Origin of the sequence: Glutamicibacter creatinolyticus (genome assembly GCF_006094275.1) — a bacterium.
Classification (GTDB): Bacteria; Actinomycetota; Actinomycetes; order Actinomycetales; family Micrococcaceae; genus Glutamicibacter; species Glutamicibacter creatinolyticus.
Map to the genome: position 1 here is coordinate 3,251,978 of NZ_CP034412.1, position 17,756 is coordinate 3,269,733.

At 65.4% G+C, this 17,756-nt stretch carries 19 protein-coding genes and 1 riboswitch; of the genes, 7 read left to right on the forward strand and 12 right to left on the reverse strand.

From position 1 onward, the window contains the following. Positions 1–54: 54 nt before the first annotated feature. Positions 55–387, forward strand: a complete 333-nt coding sequence (locus tag GcLGCM259_RS14915) for a GNAT family N-acetyltransferase (RefSeq protein ID WP_054821244.1) — start codon at positions 55–57, stop codon at positions 385–387. Between the two features lie 13 nt (positions 388–400). Here the strand turns inward: GcLGCM259_RS14915 and GcLGCM259_RS14920 are convergent, their stop codons facing one another. From GcLGCM259_RS14920 to GcLGCM259_RS14930, 3 genes are all read right to left on the reverse strand, one after another. Beyond that, positions 401–1,138 carry a ZIP family metal transporter gene (locus GcLGCM259_RS14920; RefSeq protein WP_138927100.1) on the reverse strand — a complete coding sequence of 246 codons (738 nt, stop codon included), beginning with the start codon at positions 1,136–1,138 and terminating at the stop codon, positions 401–403. A gap of 369 nt (positions 1,139–1,507) precedes the next feature. Further along, positions 1,508–2,872 (reverse strand): replicative DNA helicase, encoded by a 1,365-nt coding sequence (gene dnaB, locus GcLGCM259_RS14925; RefSeq protein WP_054821444.1) that lies wholly within the window; start codon positions 2,870–2,872, stop codon positions 1,508–1,510. Positions 2,873–3,511: 639 nt separating this feature from the next. Continuing rightward, positions 3,512–4,012: a flavin reductase family protein gene (locus tag GcLGCM259_RS14930; RefSeq protein WP_138927101.1), complete on the reverse strand. Its 501-nt coding sequence runs from the start codon at positions 4,010–4,012 to the stop codon at positions 3,512–3,514. A 108-nt stretch (positions 4,013–4,120) separates the two neighbouring features. Then, positions 4,121–4,238, reverse strand: a riboswitch (SAM riboswitch). A 296-nt stretch (positions 4,239–4,534) separates the two neighbouring features. Here GcLGCM259_RS14930 and GcLGCM259_RS14935 point away from each other — a divergent pair. Beyond that, positions 4,535–6,145: an acyl--CoA ligase family protein gene (locus GcLGCM259_RS14935; RefSeq protein WP_138927102.1), complete on the forward strand. Its 1,611-nt coding sequence runs from the start codon at positions 4,535–4,537 to the stop codon at positions 6,143–6,145. A 75-nt stretch (positions 6,146–6,220) separates the two neighbouring features. Then, positions 6,221–7,339 carry a PQQ-dependent sugar dehydrogenase gene (locus GcLGCM259_RS14940; RefSeq protein WP_138927103.1) on the forward strand — a complete coding sequence of 373 codons (1,119 nt, stop codon included), beginning with the start codon at positions 6,221–6,223 and terminating at the stop codon, positions 7,337–7,339. On the opposite strand, the gene GcLGCM259_RS14945 is transcribed toward GcLGCM259_RS14940, so the two are convergent. Further along, on the reverse strand, positions 7,336–7,830 hold the full coding sequence (locus tag GcLGCM259_RS14945; protein ID WP_138927104.1) for a hypothetical protein: 495 nt from the start codon (positions 7,828–7,830) through the stop codon (positions 7,336–7,338). The two genes, GcLGCM259_RS14940 and GcLGCM259_RS14945, sit on opposite strands and share 4 nt — an antisense overlap. A 21-nt stretch (positions 7,831–7,851) precedes the next feature. After that, the gene (gene scpC / locus GcLGCM259_RS14950) at positions 7,852–9,351 is read right to left on the reverse strand and encodes a succinyl-CoA:acetate CoA-transferase ScpC (RefSeq protein ID WP_138176497.1); all 1,500 of its coding nucleotides are present in this window, start codon (positions 9,349–9,351) and stop codon (positions 7,852–7,854) included. Positions 9,352–9,756: 405 nt separating this feature from the next. Here scpC and GcLGCM259_RS14955 point away from each other — a divergent pair, with 405 nt between their 5' ends. The 3 genes from GcLGCM259_RS14955 (at position 9,757) to GcLGCM259_RS14965 (ending at position 11,455) form a co-directional block, all read left to right on the forward strand. Beyond that, entirely contained in the window at positions 9,757–10,194 is a 438-nt protein-coding gene (locus GcLGCM259_RS14955) for a PaaI family thioesterase (RefSeq protein WP_054821277.1), read from the forward strand. Between the two features lie 545 nt (positions 10,195–10,739). Further along, entirely contained in the window at positions 10,740–11,069 is a 330-nt protein-coding gene (locus GcLGCM259_RS14960) for a PadR family transcriptional regulator (RefSeq protein ID WP_138927105.1), read from the forward strand. Further along, the gene (locus GcLGCM259_RS14965) at positions 11,066–11,455 is read left to right on the forward strand and encodes a DUF1700 domain-containing protein (RefSeq protein ID WP_138927106.1); all 390 of its coding nucleotides are present in this window, start codon (positions 11,066–11,068) and stop codon (positions 11,453–11,455) included. The genes GcLGCM259_RS14960 and GcLGCM259_RS14965 overlap by 4 nt, the downstream gene beginning before the upstream one ends. A gap of 69 nt (positions 11,456–11,524) precedes the next feature. On the opposite strand, the gene rplI is transcribed toward GcLGCM259_RS14965, so the two are convergent. From rplI to GcLGCM259_RS15000, 7 genes are all read right to left on the reverse strand, one after another. Further along, complete coding sequence (gene rplI, locus GcLGCM259_RS14970; RefSeq protein ID WP_138176495.1) at positions 11,525–11,983, reverse strand: 50S ribosomal protein L9; 459 nt, start codon at positions 11,981–11,983, stop codon at positions 11,525–11,527. A gap of 17 nt (positions 11,984–12,000) precedes the next feature. Beyond that, positions 12,001–12,240, reverse strand: coding sequence for a 30S ribosomal protein S18 (rpsR, locus tag GcLGCM259_RS14975; protein ID WP_013350683.1), 240 nt, complete (start codon positions 12,238–12,240; stop codon positions 12,001–12,003). A gap of 62 nt (positions 12,241–12,302) precedes the next feature. Then, a complete protein-coding gene (locus tag GcLGCM259_RS14980) occupies positions 12,303–12,866 on the reverse strand; it encodes a single-stranded DNA-binding protein (RefSeq protein WP_054821276.1) in 564 nt (187 codons plus the stop codon). Positions 12,867–12,925: 59 nt separating this feature from the next. Continuing rightward, positions 12,926–13,222 (reverse strand): 30S ribosomal protein S6, encoded by a 297-nt coding sequence (rpsF, locus tag GcLGCM259_RS14985; protein ID WP_054821275.1) that lies wholly within the window; start codon positions 13,220–13,222, stop codon positions 12,926–12,928. A 198-nt stretch (positions 13,223–13,420) separates the two neighbouring features. Next, positions 13,421–15,505, reverse strand: coding sequence for an acyltransferase family protein (locus GcLGCM259_RS14990; RefSeq protein ID WP_138927107.1), 2,085 nt, complete (start codon positions 15,503–15,505; stop codon positions 13,421–13,423). A 79-nt stretch (positions 15,506–15,584) separates the two neighbouring features. After that, complete coding sequence (locus GcLGCM259_RS14995) at positions 15,585–16,865, reverse strand: M18 family aminopeptidase (protein WP_054821657.1); 1,281 nt, start codon at positions 16,863–16,865, stop codon at positions 15,585–15,587. Between the two features lie 150 nt (positions 16,866–17,015). Beyond that, the gene (locus GcLGCM259_RS15000; protein ID WP_246049657.1) at positions 17,016–17,294 is read right to left on the reverse strand and encodes a hypothetical protein; all 279 of its coding nucleotides are present in this window, start codon (positions 17,292–17,294) and stop codon (positions 17,016–17,018) included. Positions 17,295–17,455: 161 nt separating this feature from the next. Between GcLGCM259_RS15000 and GcLGCM259_RS15005 the strand changes: the two genes are divergently transcribed. After that, the gene (locus GcLGCM259_RS15005; RefSeq protein WP_138927108.1) at positions 17,456–17,752 is read left to right on the forward strand and encodes a DUF503 domain-containing protein; all 297 of its coding nucleotides are present in this window, start codon (positions 17,456–17,458) and stop codon (positions 17,750–17,752) included. Positions 17,753–17,756: the final 4 nt, after the last annotated feature.

Below are 17,756 nucleotides of genomic sequence, written 5' to 3' on the forward strand. Positions count from 1 at the left end.
CCACCGGCCAACCGATTTTCCATCATCCGACAACCCAGCGACACAAGGAGCACCATGAGCCAGATCGTCCCGCAGGCTCTGCCCGAACGCGACCGCTACGTCCTTGACGATGCGGGCAAGCACATCGGCGCCGCCCACTACCGCGACTACCAGGGTGAGAACGGGGTGGAGCGGATCTTCTTCCACACCGTGGTCGATGAAGAGTACAGCGGCCAGGGCCTGGCCTCGAAGCTAGCGGCCTTCGCCCTGGATGACACGGTCTCGGCCGGGATGAAGATCGTCCCGGTCTGCCCGTACATCAAGAAGTATGTGGGCAAGCACCAGGAGTTCGAGCCGGACGTGGTCCCGCCGCGCCCGCACCACCTGCAGATCCTGCCCAAGGCCTAACCGGGACGGCGGCCTACCCGCCGAGCGCGTGCAGGGTGAAGGCGCTGAGGAACCCGAGGGTGACCAGCAGCCCGGTGTAGTCGTGGTCCACCGCGTACGCCTCGGGGATCATGGTGTCCGCGATCATGGTCAGGATGCCGCCGGCCGCGACCGCGGTCGCGAACGCCAGCACCTCGGCGGGCATCTGTGCCAGCGCGATGGCACCGATGAAGGCGGCCAGTCCGCTGGCCACCGCGATTGCGCCCCACAGCGCCAGCACGGCGCGGCCCGGGCGGCGGGCCTGTTTCATGTCCGCGGTGCTGGCCAGTCCCTCGGGGATGTTGGAGATGAAGATGGCAGCGAGCATGGTGGGGTTGATTCCCGCTCCGGCCACGACTCCCAGGCCCAGGGCCACCGATTCGGGAATCCCGTCAATCAGCGCCCCGACGGCGATTGCGGTGCCGGAGGAGTCCTGGGTCCGCGGGGTGCTGGCGTGGCGTCGCGCCGTCAGCCAGGCCAGCAGCCGATTGGCGCCGAAGTAGAGCCCCGCGCCGGCGAGCACCCCGGCGACGCTGGCCGCCAGGCCGCCCTGCTGGTAGGCCTCCAACACCAGCTCAAAGCTCAGCGCACTGATCAGCACCCCTGAGCCGAAGGCCATGATCGCACAAACCCAGATCCGCGGAATGCGCAGCCACCAGGCCGCCCCGGCCCCCAACAGCAGGGCCGAACCGGCCACGGTGCCCCACAGCAGGGCTTGAAGGCTCTGGATCATGGCACCCACTATAGCGGTGCCTGGATGCCCGGGCTGAGCGGGATCAGCCCAAAAACACAGCCCTACATTCAAGGCCCTGACATCACCCCGATCGGGTCTGCCGCATCGTGCTGCCCGTGGATGCAGAAATCGGACTCGCTCCTGCCCAGGTGCCAGTGAGGACCAAGACTCTGGACAATCTCTGCTTCGCCGACTCGCCGCCCCGATAACGGCGTGTAGTAGCTCGATTTAAAGACAACCGTGGTGCTTTTGGCGTTGATCTCTGCCGTTACCTGCGTCTTCACCTGCGGGCTGCCGGCCCTCTGGCTGGAGTCGGATGCGCCTTCGGGATTTGTCCTACCGTGGCTCGGGTCAAGCCAGGGGTTGCCCCTACCCTTCGCTTTGCATGTTGCTGAACCGGGAGTAGTGGCCCTGGAAGGCGACGGTAATGGTCTTGGTGGGACCGTTGCGGTGCTTGGCCACAATCACGTCGGCCTCTCCGGGACGATTTTCCTTGTCGTACACGTCCTCGCGGTGCAGCAGGATCACCATGTCCGCATCCTGCTCAATCGAGCCGGATTCACGCAGGTCCGAGACCATCGGCTTCTTGTCCGTACGCTGTTCCGAACCACGGTTCAGCTGCGAGAGCGCGATGAGCGGGACATCGAGCTCCTTGGCCAGCAGCTTCAGGTTACGGGAGAACTCCGAGACTTCCTGCTGGCGTGATTCAACGCGCTTGCCCGAGCTCATCAGCTGCAGGTAGTCCAGCACGATCATCTTCAGCTCGTTGCGCTGCTTCAGGCGGCGGCACTTGGCGCGGATCTCCATCATCGACATGTTCGGGGAGTCGTCAATGAATAGCGGAGCCTCATTCAACCGTCCCATGGTGGTGGCGATCTTGGTCCACTGGGCATCCTCCACCGACCCCTTGCGCAGGTCCTGCAACTGGATCGAGGCCTCCGCGGAGAGCAGACGCATCGCGATTTCATTGCGCCCCATTTCCAGGGAGAAGAACACGGTGGCCATGTTGTTCTTGATTGCCGCCGAACGCGCAAAGTCCAGGGCGAAGGTCGACTTGCCCACGGCCGGACGCGCGGCGATGATGATCATCTGCCCGCCCTGCAGGCCCTGGGTCAACTCATCAAACTCGTAAAAGCCGGTGGGGACACCGGTAATGCCGTCACCGGCGTTGGCCGCATTTTCGATCTCATCGACGGTGCCCTCGATGATCTCGCTGAGCCGGACATAGTCTTCGCTCGAGCGATTCTCCGCAACCTTGTAGACCTCGGCCTGCGCCTCGTTGACGATGGCGTCCACGTCCCCGTCCGGGGAGTAGCCCATCTGCACGATCCGGGTCCCGGCGTCGACCAGGCGGCGCAGCACGGCGCGTTCGCGCACGATCTCGGCGTAGTAACCGGCGTTCGCGGCGGTGGGCACGGACTGGATGAGGTTGTGCAGGTATGCGGCACCGCCTACCCGGACGATTTCGCCCCGCTTGGTCAGCAGGTCCGAAACGGTGACGGCGTCAGCCGGTTCGCCCCGTCCGTAGAGATCAATGATGGCCTCATAGATCGATTCATGGGCCGGACGGTAGAAGTCGTTGCCGCGGACCACCTCAATGACATCGGCGATCGCGTCCTTGGAGAGCATCATGCCGCCCAGAACCGACATTTCCGCGGCGATGTCCTGCGGCGGCGTACGCCCCGCCTCGGAGTCGCGGTTCTCGTAAGCCTGCTCAGCGCTGGCAATAGACATTCAAATCCCCTTCTACCCACCGGGAACTCGGCGACCGGTTCACCGTCCACCTCGTATCGTTCCATCGGACCCCGACAGTTAGGGGGCGCTGGGGAAACTTGTGGATATTTCAGTTCCAGAGCCAACAGTAGGCCTCTTATGTAAGGGCGTAAACTCGCTTATCCACAGGATCTGTGGACAAGCGGCAGCTATCTGTGGAAGGGGTTGTGCAGGAACTGGGGAGAACGCTGTGGATTTCCCCACTTAAACGCAACTAATACCTGATTGACTTGGTGTTTCAGGTTTTCACACGTGTGGATAAAAATTAAGTTTTCCTCCGCGGCATTGTGGGTTTTGGATCTTTTCCACAGCCGGAAAGCCCACAATTCGGGGGCGTGGAGGCGTCAACCACGGTTATCCACCCCCAATCCACAACGCTGTGGAAAGCTTTGTGGATTACTTCAGATCTAAAAACTCGCTACTCATCGCAGGACCACCCATCACGGTCCCTCGGATGCGGGGCTTCGTCCACAGATCCCCGGCCTGCCTCATCTCGGGACTGTGCACTGCGCCTGACACGCAACCCGGTTTGAAGCGGTTAACGCAATGAATCCCACCGCGGCGTACGACGCAGTGGGATTCATCGATGCCGCCCTGCCCTTAGACCAGGGCCGGCACCTTGAGGGTGTGGAAGGCGGAATCATGGAAGATCGACGGGGTGTGTGCCGAGGCCTGGTGGCCGTGCACCTGCAGCAGGACGACCCAGTGGTCCCCGGCTTCGACCTCGTTGTAGATGGAGGTATCGAGCCAGAGGGTGGATTCCTCGATGAACAGCGCCTGTTGCTCGGTGATGTGGGTGTGCAGCCCGGCGAAGCGGTCACCCTTCTTCGAGGCGATCTGGGCGCAGACCCCCTCGTTGCGGCTGCTGAGCACCGAGACTCCGATGCGCTGTGCCCGCCGCAGCTTCGGCCAGGTGTTGGAGGTCTTCTGCACGGCGAACATCACCAGCGCCGGATCCAGGGAGACCCCAACGGTAAACGAGGAGGCAACAATTCCGGTCTTGACGCCATTGATTTCGGCGCACAACGCCGCGACGCCCGAGGGGTGCTGGGCGAAGACCTTGCGCAGGGTCAACGGGTCGAGATCCTGATTCAATGACATGATTCGTATCCTTAGCATCAGGCCCACCGTGGTCGGCGACGGTCGAATGCCCATAGCGCCGCAGGGCCAAGCTGCTGCACTGTGGATTCGAAGGTTTTACGCCTCGGTGTGCGGTACTTGTTCCACGCGGTGGCGCGCGGAACCGAATCCTCACCTGGAGCACCCCACTACCGTTTAGAGGGTTGCCGGCCAGCTAGCCAGGGCTTGTCAGCTGACGCTCTTGATTCTGTCTACGACACTATGGCCCGTCGCGGCGTAACGTCAAACATTTCCTGTCTTATACCGCAATCTTCGACATATTGTTTCGCCCGCCCCCTCCTTCCGCTAGGCTCGCCGCCGATAATTTCGCCCGGCGCAGCTCAGCAACGGACACCGCCTCCTACGCTGGTCGCCCCGCGGGCGCCGTTGAGCGCAATGGCACGCAGTTTCTTTGTCTGGGGTTCAGTTTCATGCCACGATGTCTTGCGAGGTGCCCTGCGTCACAGTGCGGGGCCGGATAGTTACCGACCCCGAGGAGCCCCCATGGCATCGTTGCTGGCCAACCACTCAGAATTGACTCCCCTGCGCTTCCTGGAACGCTCCGTGGAGGTCTACCCGGAGAAAACCGCGGTGATTCACGGTTCGCGCAGCTACACCTGGGCCCAGTTCGAGGAGCGCGTCCAGCGGCTGGCCCAGGTGCTGGCCCAACGCATTTCCCCGGGCGACCGGGTCGCGGTGCTGGCCCCGAACACCCCGGAAATGCTGGCCGCCCACTACGCGGTCCCGCTGGCCGGCGGCATCCTCGTTGCCCTGAACACCCGCCTGGCCGCCCACGAGCTGCAGTACATCTTGTCGCACGCCGAGGCCCGGCTGCTGTTGGCGGACACCGAGCTGCTGGGCAACACCGCACGGCTGCGCCAGGAGGTGGCGAGCCTGGAGGCGCTGATCGAGGTCACCGACGACCAGTACACCGGCCCGCGCCCCCAGGTGCCGGTCGACGCGGTGTTGGAGGACCTGCTGCGCCACGCCCCCGCCGACCGCCTGCCCTATGCGGTCGGCGACGAGCGGGCCCCGATCTGCCTGAACTACACCTCCGGGACCACCGGCAAGCCCAAGGGGGTGCTGTATTCACACCGCGGCACCTATCTGAACGCGCTGGGTGAGGCGTTCCACCAGCAAATGGACGCGCACACCCGCTACCTGTGGACGCTGCCGATGTTCCACTGCAACGGCTGGTGCACGCCCTGGGCGGTAACCGCCGCCGGCGGCACCCACCTGTGCCTGCGGGCGGTGCGCGAGGACGCCGTCTGGGATGCCATCGACCAGCTGGGCACCACCCACCTGTGCGGGGCACCAACCGTGTGCTCGATCATCGCCGACGCGCCCCGGGCTCACCGTGTGGGCCAGCCGCTGCGCATCACCACCGCCGGCGCTCCCCCGTCACCGGCCATCATTGGCAAGCTGCACCGGCTGGGCATCGAGGTGGTGCACGTCTACGGGTTGACCGAGGTCTACGGCCCGTACACGATCTGCGAGTACCAGCAGCACTGGGATGAGCTGGACGCCGAGCAGCGGGCCGCCAAGCTCTCCCGGCAGGGGGTGGGCATGGTGACCGCGGAGTCCGCCCGCGTAGTGGACCTGGACATGAACGACGTGCCGGCCGACGGACAGAGCATGGGCGAAATCGTGCTGCGCGGCAACAACGTAATGATCGGCTACTACAAGGACGAGCCGGCCACCGAACAGGCCTTCGCCGGGGGCTGGTTCCACACCGGGGACCTGGGCGTGATGCACCCGGACGGCTACATCCAGCTGCGCGACCGGGCCAAGGACATCATCATCTCCGGCGGGGAGAACATTTCCACCGTGGAGGTCGAGCAGGTGCTGGCCAGCCACCCGCAGGTGCTGGATGTGGCGGTGGTGGGCATCGCGGATGAGAAGTGGGGCGAACGCCCCATCGCCTACGTCATCCGGGCCAGCGGCTCACAGGTGGATGAGGCGGCCCTGATCGCCCACGCCCGCGAACAGCTGGCCGGGTTCAAGGTGCCGCGCACCATCGTTTTCCCGCAGGATTTGCCGCGCACCTCCACGGGCAAGGTGCAAAAGAACGTGCTGCGCACCCTGCCGCTGCCCTCCGCGGCCACCACGCGCTAAACCCGGCGCGCGGTGGGCTGACGTGCCGGCGCCTGGCTTGCTACGCTGTTGCTCCCCGGGGTTGAGGAGGGCAGCATGCGAGGCCGACACTGCTGGTACCCGCTGGCCGCCCTTTGCCTGCTGCTGGTCGCCTGCAGCGGGCCGGTGCCAATCCCGCCGGCCGCCCCGCAGAGCGACGCCAGCCCCACCGCCAGCGGGCCCACCGGGCCCTCCCCCGCGCACCGCGCGGAGGTCTCGGTCATCACCCGGAACCTGCAGGCCCCGTGGTCGATCTGCCGGGCCATGGACACGACGCTGGTCAGTGAACGGGACACCGCCCGGATCCTGGAGGTCGACACCACCGGGCGCCAGCGCACAGTGGGTACCGTGCCGGGGGTGCGCTTGGGCGGTGAGGGCGGGCTGCTGGGGCTCGCGTTCGCCGAACCGGACCAGCTCTACGCCTATTCGACCGGGGCCACCGGCAACCGGATCCAGCGTTTTACGCTGCACGGTAAGCCCGGCTCGCTGCGCCTGGGGCAGCAGCGGACGGTCATCGATGAGCTGCCCTCCGCCGGGATCCACAATGGCGGGCGGATCGCCTTCGGGCCGGATGGCAAGCTCTACGCCGGGGTCGGGGACGCCGCGCAGCCGGACGCCGCGCAGGACCCCGAGAGCCTGGGCGGCAAGATCCTGCGCCTGGAACCCGATGGCGGCATCCCTGCGGACAACCCGTTCCCCGGTTCGGCCGTCTACAGCCTGGGCCACCGCAACGTGCAGGGCCTTGCCTGGGACGGGCGGGGCCGGATGTACGCCAGCGAGTTCGGGCAGAACACCTTCGATGAGCTGAACGAGATCCGTGCGGGGGGCAACTACGGCTGGCCGCAGGTGGAGGGCCAGGCCGAACGGCGCGACCGGCGGTTCACCGACCCGATCGCGCAGTGGCCCACCGGGCAGGCCAGCCCCAGCGGGATCGCGATCGCCGACGGATGGGTGTACCTGGCCAACCTGCGCGGGCAGCGGTTGCGCCGCGTGGAGCTGGCTAACCCGCAGCACCAGCAGGAGCTGCTCACCGGCCAGGGGCGATTGCGCGCGGTGCTGGAGGTCGGGCCGGGACAGCTGTGGATGCTGACGAACAACACCGACGGGCGCGGCACCCCACAGCCCGGGGATGACCGGATCATCCAGCTGCGCCTTCAGGCGCCGCCGGGCAGCTAGTGCCGCGGCCCGTCCAGCATCCGGGCGAGCCTGGCGCGCCAGCGGGCTGGCCGGGCCGGGGCCGGACGCATCAGGTAGAGGGCCCACAGGCACAACCCGCCGGCCACCGGGGCGTGCAGCTGCATCCACTCATACCAGCTGGCGGTGCCCGCCAGCACCCACAAATCCACCCAGCCAAGATCCGCCCCGAAGGCGCCCAGCCAGATCGGCAGCACATAGAGGATCCCGCAGCCCACGAACGCGCCCACGTACCGCCATCCGGACGGCAGCCGGGGATCCAGGTGCGCCAGCGCCGCGGCCCACGCCACGGCCAGCAGTGCGCCCACCAGGCGCAGGGGGTTGAGCATCAGCTCCCCCAACCCGGTGCCGGCGGAGAATACGGCTTCACCGGTGGCCGACTGTAGCAGCTGGATCAGGTAGCCGGGCAGCGGGGGAAGCACCAGCAACACCGGCGGCAGGCCGGCCAGGATCAACCCGTTTTTTCGGCTCATTCTCCCAGTATGCCCGGCGTGCTAGCGTGCGTCGGCCAGCAGCCCCGAACGCACCGGCTGCATGTCCCCGGTCTCGATGTAGCGCTGGTGCCAGGACAGCGCCTCATCGAGCAGGTGCGGGGTGTGCTTGCCATAGCTGTTCTTCCGGGCCCGGTCGAAGTAGTCCTGCAGCATCGGGCGGTAGTCCGGGTGCGCGCAGTTATCGATGATCACCTGGGCCCGCTGCTTGGGTGAGAGACCGCGCAGGTCCGCCAGGCCCTGTTCGGTAATCAGGATCATGGTGTCGTGCTCGGTGTGGTCCACGTGGCTGGCCATCGGCACGATCCCGGAGATCTTCCCGCCCTTGGCGATGGAGGGGGACATGAACACCGACAGGTAGCCGTTGCGGGCGAAGTCCCCCGAACCGCCGATGCCGTTCATGACGTGGGAGCCGACCACGTTGGTGGAGTTCACGTTGCCGTAGATGTCCGCCTCGATCATCCCGTTCAGTGCGATGCAGCCCAGCCGGCGGATCACCTCGGGGTGGTTGCTCATCTCCTGCGGGCGCAGCAGGATCCGTTCCCGGTAGTAGTCCACGTTCTGGTTGAACTCGGCGATCCCGGCCTCGGAGAGCGAGAAGCTGGTGGCGGAGGCGAATTCCAGGGTGCCGTCCTTGATCAGGCTGAGCATCCCGTCCTGGATCACCTCGGTGTAGGACTGCAGTCCCTTGTAGCCGCCGCGGGACAGGCCGGCCAGCACCGCGTTGGCGATGTTCCCGACGCCGGACTGGATGGGCAGCAGCTTCTCGGTCAGCCGCCCGGCACGGATCTCATGGTCCAGGAAGTCCAGCAGGTGGTCCGCGATCTTCTCGCTGGTTGCATCCACCGGGGCGAAGGGTGAGAGCCGGTCGGGTGCCTTGGTCTCCACCACGGCGATGACCTTGGAGACGTCCACGTCCAGGTAGGGCTGGCCGATGCGGTCCTTGACCGTGGTGATCGGCACGGGCTGGCGGTGCGGGGGCAGGGCGGTGCCGTAGTAGATGTCGTGCATCCCGTCCATGGCTGCGGACTGTTCCTCGTTGACCTCGATGATCACCTTGTCGGCCATCTCCAGCCAGGTCTTGTTGTTGCCGACCGAGGAGGAGGGGATCAGCTGGCCCTCGGCGGTCACCCCCACGACTTCGACGATCGCCAAGTCGATCTTGCCGTAGAAGCCGAACCAGGCGTGCTGGGCGACGTGGGAGAGGTGGATGTCCATGTATTCCATCTCACCGTCATTGATGCGTCGGCGCAGCTCCGGATCCGACATGTAGGGCAGGCGCAGGTTCATGCCGTCGGCCTTGGCCAGCACCCCGTCCAGTTCCGGGGCGGTGGATGCGCCGGTCAGCACGTTGATCTTGAAGGCCTGGCCCGCATCATGGGCCTGCTGCATGTGTTCGGCCAGCGCGCCGGGCACAGCCTTGGGGTATCCGGCACCGGTGAAGCCGCTCATGGCTACGGTCATGCCCGGCTGGACCAGCCGTGCCGCGTCAGCGGCACTCATCAGGCGGTCGGTGAATGCACGGTGGTGAATTCTGTGGTGCACGGGTGGTCCTCTCTGCGATCGATACGTACGACGGTGTGGCGTATCCCAGCGAAACACTCTATCGCCGTCGGCGGGGATGATTCCTCTTTTCGTGCGCCATGGAAGGTGAGGGGGCGAACTGCTCGCTGGAAAGTAGTGAATCTGCGGTAAGAGGACAGTGAATGTGCCGCTCGTTACGCGCCATGTTGCCAGGACATGACCCCGGACACGCGCGCACTTGAAGTGGCCCACAGCCGATGCGGACTCCCCTGTGTTGCAAAAATGCCGTGGTGCGCCGTGCCAGCGCATAGGCTAGCTTCCAACAAGGGGCCGGCTGTTCAGGGCCGGCCAAAGAATGTGAGCCACCACCATTAGGAGCCTTAGATGGATGACACCGCCTCGGACCCACTGCTTTCGCAGATGCGCCGGAACAGCCGATTCACCGAAGCCACCGGCCTGATCATTGACGAGGTCAGCAGTACCTCAGTCACCGGGCACGCGCAACTGGGCGAGGAGCACCATACCCCGTGGGGCGTGGTGCACGGGGGCGTGTACGCCTCAATGGTGGAAACCGCCGGCAGCGTCGGGGCCAGCTACGCGGTGGCCGACCGGCAGCAGTTCGCCGTAGGGGTGCACAATGCCACGGACTTCCTGCGGCCCACCAGTGCCGCCCAGGTGCGGGTCACGGCCCGGGCCCTCTTCCAGGGCCGGACCCAGCAGTTGTGGGAAGTAATCATCACCGACGTCGACAGCGGCAAGGACCTGGCCCGCGGGCAACTGCGCACCCAGAACATTCCGGCGCCACAGGATTCCGGGCAGTAGTCCTTCCACGAGAATCCCTTGTCACAGGTGAATTAAGATTCCCGCCCTGCCGCTTGGCGGGAGGCGGTCAAAACCCGCTCCAGTGCCGCAACCCGCCTAATCTAGGCCGCGCCCAGCCCACCAGGACGATCAGCGCCACCGCAGGCTGCGCAGTGACGCAAAAGTGATTACGGCTGCGTGGATGGACAGACCAGGTTGAGCGCTTCGACGGTAATCCGCCCAGCCAGCAGGAATACGACCTCGGGAAGGACCACCGTCGGGGCATCGAGCAACAGCGCTGGGTGACATGCAGGTCGGTTACCCGTCCGCTACGGCGCATCCACAGCAGTGCGACCCAGGGCACAAGGAGCACAAAAAAACCGCGACCAGCGTGGTTGGCCAGCTAGCATTGGGGTGCCGCACGGGGAGGCTGCGCAGAAGCAACAAAACCACTACCGGCAGCGCAAAGCGTTCCTAGTCAAGCAAGTAAATTTGTGCACTACCCTAGCGAAAAAGAAGTGCCAAACCCGTTGATAATGTACCTATGTATAGATTAAACTTAAGTCGTGAGCGAGAGTAGGCTAGTACTCCAGGTGAAACGGGCACTGTTGCCCTACCTGGTTTTGCGGCAACTGCAGGAGGAACCGGCGCATGGTTACCTTATCCTTGCACGGCTGGAGCAGTTGGGGGTTCACGGAGTCAAAAGCGGGACCCTCTATCCGCTTTTGCGCTCCATGGAGGAAAACGGAGAAGTCACGTCCCACTGGCAGACCGCTGACAGTGGACCGGCCCGCAAGGTCTTCCAGCTTTCCGATCAGGGAATTGCCGCGATCGAACTGCTAACCGAATGGTTTTCGGATTTGGATTTTACTGAACAGGACGAGGAGCGGGCATGACATCGCTGGATTCATACATCGAGGAACTGCGCACGAGCCTGGCGCTTCGTGATCTGCCGCCGCAGACCATCAGAGAAATCTTGCGAGAGGTGATCTCCGAATGCTCCACATATGACCAAGCCCAGTCCCAGTTCGGCGCTCCCGATCAATACGCCGCGCAATACCCGCCCGGCACCCCGCGTAAGTACCAGACAATTTTCACGATCATCGGATTGGGCGCCGCCCTGGCCTGGCAACTGGGGATGCATTTGGTGCGCGATCTGCTCTTCGAACCAGGAAGCTTCACGTCCGTACTGCTTACGAACCTTCCGCCCCTGGCCTTTATCGCCGCCGGCTTGCTGACCGACTTCTTGCGCTTCACCCGCCGCGCACGGTTGAGCCGTTAAACGTCAGCGGGTGGCCTGCCTTCCCGAAGGAAAGCAGGCCACCCGCTGTACAGAAGTGGTCGAGAAGACTTACTTCTTGGCCGCAGCGACGACCTGCAGGCGCAGGTTGGCGCTGACGTCGTCGTGCAGACGAACGGTGGCGGTGTAGTTGCCGGTCGACTTGATCGACTCGGTCAGCTGGATGCTGCGCTTGTCCAGCTTGCCCAGGCCAGCAGCCTCAACGGCGTTGGCGACGTCGGCGGTGCGCACGGTGCCGAACAGGCGACCGGTGGCACCAGCCTTGACGGTCACCTTGACCGGCTGGGACTTCAGCTTGGCAGCCAGTTCCTGCGCGTCCTCGAGGTTCGCGATGGCGCGAGCGGCACGTGCAGCCTTGATCGACTCCACCTGCTTCTCGCCGCCCTTGGTCCACACGATTGCGTGGCCGCGGGGCAGCAGGTAGTTGCGTGCGTAGCCGTTCTTGACCTCGACGATGTCGCCAGCGGTACCAAGACCGGATACTTCATTAGTCAGAATGATCTTTGCCATGGTGGTATCCCTCTTCCTTAACCGCGGCCAGCGCCGGAGTAAGGCAGCAGGGCCACTTCGCGGGCATTCTTGATAGCCTGAGCGATCTTGCGCTGTTCCTGCACGGACACGCCGGTCACACGACGAGCGCGGATCTTGCCGCGGTCGGAGATGAACTTGCGCAGCAGTGCGGTGTCCTTGTAGTCGATGACGGTGATGTCAGCGGCCTTCAAGGGGTTGGACTTTGGTTTGGGCTTACGGATTTCAGCCTTAGCCATCGTGGAGCTCCTTTAGTTTGGGAGCCCGCAGATTCCTCTGCGGGATGGTGAATAAATAGTGGTTAGAAAGGCGGTTCGTCGCTGCCGGGATTGCCCCAGCCGCCATGGTTGCCGCCGCTTGAGCCGCCGGTGCTCCACGGGTCGTTGGATGGTGCATTCCATCCGCCACCCTGCTGCTGTTGCTGCTGCTGTGGGGCACTTTGCTGCGGGGCGTTGGAGAAGCCTCCACCGCCGCCAAAGCCGCCGCCTCCGCCGCCGGAGCGCTGGGTGCGGGTGACCTTGGCCGAAGCGAAGCGCAGCGAGGGGCCGATCTCGTCGACCTCCAGCTCCATGACGGTGCGGCGTTCGCCTTCCTTGGTGTCGTAAGAACGTGAGCGCAGCCGGCCCTGGGCGATGACGCGCATGCCCTTGGTCAGCGACTCGGCAACGTTCTCTGCGGCTTCACGCCACACCGATGCACGAAGGAACAGGGCTTCGCCGTCCTTCCACTCATTGGTCTGGCGGTCGAAGGTGCGCGGAGTCGAAGCGATCGTGAAGTTCGCGACGGCGGATCCGGAGGGCGTGAAACGCAGTTCCGGGTCGGCGGTCAGGTTTCCGATCACGGTAATTACAGTCTCGCCTGCCATGCTCTCTCCTCAGGTTGTTCGAACGTTGTTCTTACGAAGTGGAAATGCTGCTCGCGTAATTAGACGCGGGCTTCTTCCGGACGAGTGACCTTGTGGCGCAGGATCTGCTCGTTAAGCTTCAGCTGACGCTCGAGTTCCGAGGAAGCGGCCGGCTCCGACTTGTAGTTCACTACAATGTAGATGGCTTCGGACTTCTTCTGAATCTCGTAAGCCATCTTGCGACGGCCCCAGATGTCAACGTTGTCGATCGAGCCGCCAGCGGAGCGGATGACCTCGAGGTACTTCTCGATGGTCGGTTCCACGGTACGGTCGTCGACCTCGGGGTCGATGAGGACCATGAGTTCATAAGCACGCATGTGAACCCACCTCCTTTGGGCTAAACGGTCACGGTATTTCCGCAACAGGAGGTTCTTTGCGTTATCCAATGCCTCCCGTGCCCGCTTTTTGGGCACGATGCAGCACAGACTTTCCAATCCTACCCGATTCCCGGCGGCCGGGGATGCGCGGGTGGCCCAGATCATGTTCGATGATCCGCATGCCGCCCTGGTTCCCGTCTAGCGGCCGTCCAGGGCAGCTTCCAGGCGCTGGCCGAACACCGGTGCCAGGGTGCGCATGTAGGTGTCGGAAATATGGTGCTTGTCCCGGTAGACCAGCACGTTGCCGATCACGACCGGGCACCGTTGTGCAATGCAGAACTGGTCACTGAAGTCCAGGACCTGCACGCGCGGTTCCCTGGCCGCCGCTTCGCGTGTCACGTCCCCCCGTTCGAAGGCCTTGGAGCGCGCAACGGAGCAGCGCGACAGATCCTGCTGATGCTGCTGCACGCAGTCCCGGGCATACTGCTTTGTTCCCGGGCGCGGGGTGTCCACCACGGCAAAGACATCCAGCCCGGCATCCTCCAGCTCGCCCCAGAGTTGCGCGTACCCCTGCGCCGGGTCACCGACGAACTCGGCCCCCGCCCAGTTCGCGGTGACGACGGCGTCAATGTCCGTGCGGGAGGTGAGCAGTTTCGTGGTCTGCCCGGTGGCCTGTCGGCAGCTGATGCTCCCCTGCCGTTCGGCCGTTCGCTCGCCCGCACTGTAGGGGCAGGAGTTCTTCAAGTAGGTGATTACTCTCCAGCCCCGCTGGACGGCATGAGCGTGCAAGGCCTCATACCAGTGGGCGGCGTGTGAATCACCGACCAGGGCCACGGTGAAGGTGGCCTGCGGGCTGCCGAATTCACATTCGGTGATCGAGGTTGACTGTGGTTCCTGCACGCAGGACCCCAGTTGTGGCTGGTCCTGCTCGGCCGTGGCCGGGATGGGGACGATCTGGTTTTGGCGGGGCAGCAGCGCCGGGGCGCCGGCGGTGACCGAGGCGGCCCCAAAGCCCTGGGGCGGCGCGCTGAGCAGGGCCGTGACTTCGCGCCGTTCGCGGTCGATGGACTGCTGCTGCAGCAGCACCGGGGTCAGCGCCAACAATGCCACCAGCCCCATGGCTACCGCCCCCGCCCCCAATGCGCGGTGCGGCGAACCTGCCAGTGGACGGTAATTCCGAGCCGGGTTTTCCACCAGATACAGGCTGGCGGCCGCCAGCGCCAGACTGATCCCCAGCAGCACCAGAGACTCCACCGGCGAGCGGTTGGCCCCGGTGAACTGTTCGGCGAAGACGATCAGCGGCCAATGCCACAGGTACAGCGAATAGGAAGCCAACCCCACCCACTGCACCCACCGCCAATGGACCACAGGCCGCAGCGATCCGAGGCCGCTGGTGTCCCCGGCCGCAATGATCGCTGCGCAGGCAAGCACCGGCAGCGCCGCGGCAATCCCGGGAAAGACCGTGGCCGCATCATAGTTCCCGGCCGCCCAGAGGATCAGGGCCAGCCCCAGCAGCACGGCGGCGTTGCGCACGGACCAGGCGCACACCCAGCGTGGAAGGCGCAGCCTGCCGGCGGCGCGGGCGTGCACGGCCAGCGCGAGAAGCCCGCCGGCGGCCAGCTCCCAGATGCGGGTGGTGGTGACGAAGTAGCCAGCCGCGTTGCCGCGGTACCCAGTAAGGACCGAATAGCTCAGGGAAAGCCCGGCCGCGACGCTGAACCCCACCCACAGCACGCGTTCCAGGCGCGCCGGCGTGCCGGCCCCGCGCCCGGTGCGGGCGCTCAGCCAGCACGCGCCGAGCACCAGCAGCGGCCAGAACAGGTAGAACTGTTCCTCAACGCCCAGCGACCAAAAATGCTGCAGCGGCCCCGGCGCCTGGTCGGCGGCCAGGTAGTCGACCGAGTCGGCCGCCAGCACCCAGTTCTGCACCGAGAATGTGGAGGCGAGTGCTTGGATCCCCAGCTCCTGCCATTGGGTGCGCGGCAGCAGCAGGAGGGATCCACCGACCACCGCCGCGATGACCACCAGGGCCGCGGGCAGGATCCGGCGGGCGCGGGCGGCAAAGAACGCGGGCAGGTTCACCGTGGCGGTGCGCTGCGCCTCGCGCAGCAGGTGCCCGGTAATCAAGAAGCCGGAGATCACAAAGAAGATGTCCACTCCGATGTACCCGCCGGGCAGCAGCCCCGGTTCCAGGTGGTAGGCGACCACCAGCAGCACCGCCAGGGCGCGCAGGGCCTGGATTTCGGGCCGGAAATTCTTTGCGGGCACGGAATTCGAGCTCATGGTCTTCGATCTGAGCATGTCCGGGTTAACTCCCGGTGACCAGATGATGACCAGTTGCGCGCCGCCCTGGCGGCGGGAATTATGCCGCGAAGAATTCCTTGGAGACCCTGCTCAGGTACCAGGGATCATCCACGCCGCACATTTCGCGGGCCGAATGCATCGACAGCAGGGGGATGCCCACGTCGATGGTGCGGATGCCGATCCGGGTGGCGGTCAGCGGCCCGATGGTGGAACCGCACGGCACCTGGTTGTTCGAGACGAACTCCTGGTACGGGACCTGCGCGGCCTGGCACCAGCCGGCGAAGGCCGCGGCGCCCACCGCGTCGGTGGCATAGCGCTGGTTGGCGTTGATCTTCAGCAGCGGCCCGGCGTTCAGCTGCGGACGGTTGGCCGGGTCATGGCGTTCGGGATAGTTCGGGTGCACGGCGTGTCCGGCATCGGCAGAGAGGCATACCGAGTTGGCCAGAGCCCGGGCGGTGTGTTCGGCCCCGGCCTGGAAGGAGGCCTGGATCCGGGAGATCAGTTCCTCCAGGAACGGTCCGGCGGCCCCGGAGCGGGAGGCCGAACCCAGCTCCTCGTGGTCGAACGCCGCCAGCATCGCAATGTGGTTGCCGCTGGGCTTGCGGAAGTGCTCAATCAGGGCGATCAGTCCGGCATGCACGCTGGAGAGGTTGTCCAGCCGCCCGGAGGCGAAGAAGTCCTTGCCGTGCCCGAACACTTCCCCGCGCTGGGCGGCGGCGGTGAGCACGTCATAGCCGGCGATCTGCTCGGCCTGCACCCCTGCCGCGGCGGCCAGTTCACCCAGGATGTCGGCCTCGGCCAGGTCTCCGGCCCCGAACACCGGGTTGGTGTGGGTCTGCTTGTCCAGCTTCAGGCCCTCATTGACCTGGCGGTCCAGGTGGATGGCCAGTTGCGGGATGCGCAGCAGTGGTTCGGTATGGGCCAGGTGCACCGAGCCGTCGCGCAGCACCAGCCGTCCGGCCAGCACCAGCTCGCGGTCCAGCCAGGAGTTCAGCAGTGGCCCGCCGTAGACTTCCACCCCGGCCTGCCACCAGCCGTTGGAACCGGTGGTCGGCTTCGGCTTGAGCTTGAATCCGGGGGAGTCGGTGTGCGCCCCGAGGATGTGGAAACCAGTGGTGGCCGTGGCGGCCTCGGGCTGCACCCAGGCGATGACCGCCCCGTCGCGCACCACGTAGTAGCCGCCGGCGCCCAGTTCCCAACCCTGGGTTTCATCCAGTGCGGTAAACCCGGCCGCGTCCAGGCGCCGGGCGGCGGTGGCGGCGGCGTGGTAGCTGGAGGGCGAGGTGGCGACATACTCGGCGAGGTCGGCAATATGGGCCATAGCAGCGGCGTGTGCCATTACTGGATGCTCACTTCCTTCATGGGGTTGCTCGGCCCGTCGGCGTTGGCGGGGCCTTCTCTAGCTTAGCCCTCCGCCGCCTGGCTCACAGCTGCCCTCCGGGGGCATGGCAGGGCCGGGGCGCTTCAGCGCCCCGGCCCCCTTGTCCGGCTACTGGCCCTCGTCCTGCTGCTGGGCGTCGCCGCGGGCGTTTTGCTCGGCGACCGGTTCGACAGCGTCCTGGACCTCCTGGGGATCGGTGTCATCCGGGAAGGGTTCGGTTTGCCGGTGGGCTTCGACGTGGTCCGGCTGCTTGCCCTTGACCATCCCCTCGGTCTCCTGCTTCATCTGGTCATCGAGATTTGATCCGTGTTTGGTGTTGCCGCGTTCGGCCATGACGTTCTCCTCCCTACGTGGCTGCGCCACGCTCGTGCCGGTTGGGTGCCTCACGCTAGCACCGCACCGGAGGTGACAGAAGGCATTGCGGGTGATCCCCAAGAAACGTTCAGGCTGCCGGGCCACGCCGGTGGCGCGGCACGCGTTCGTTGGCGCTGACTGGGAATCCGCACTGTACTCCCCCGCCGCAGCGGCAGCCGGGAGATGATGTGCCCATGTGGATTGGATGGATCGAGTTTGATCTGCTGCTCGGCGACGTGCACTCGCTGAAGCAGAAGCGTTCGGTGGTGCGCCCGGTCATTGCCGAGATCAAGCGAAAGTTCGAGGTTTCCGTGGTGGAAAGCTCTCACCAGCAGCTGCACCGCCGCGCCGGGGTCGGGGTGGCGGTGGCCGCCGCCGACGCCGCCCGCATGGTGGAGGTGCTGGACGCGGTGGAGCGGCTGGTCGCTTCCCGGCCCGAGGTGGATTTGCTCAGCGCCCGACGCGGGACGCATTCCTCCACGGACGACTAGATTC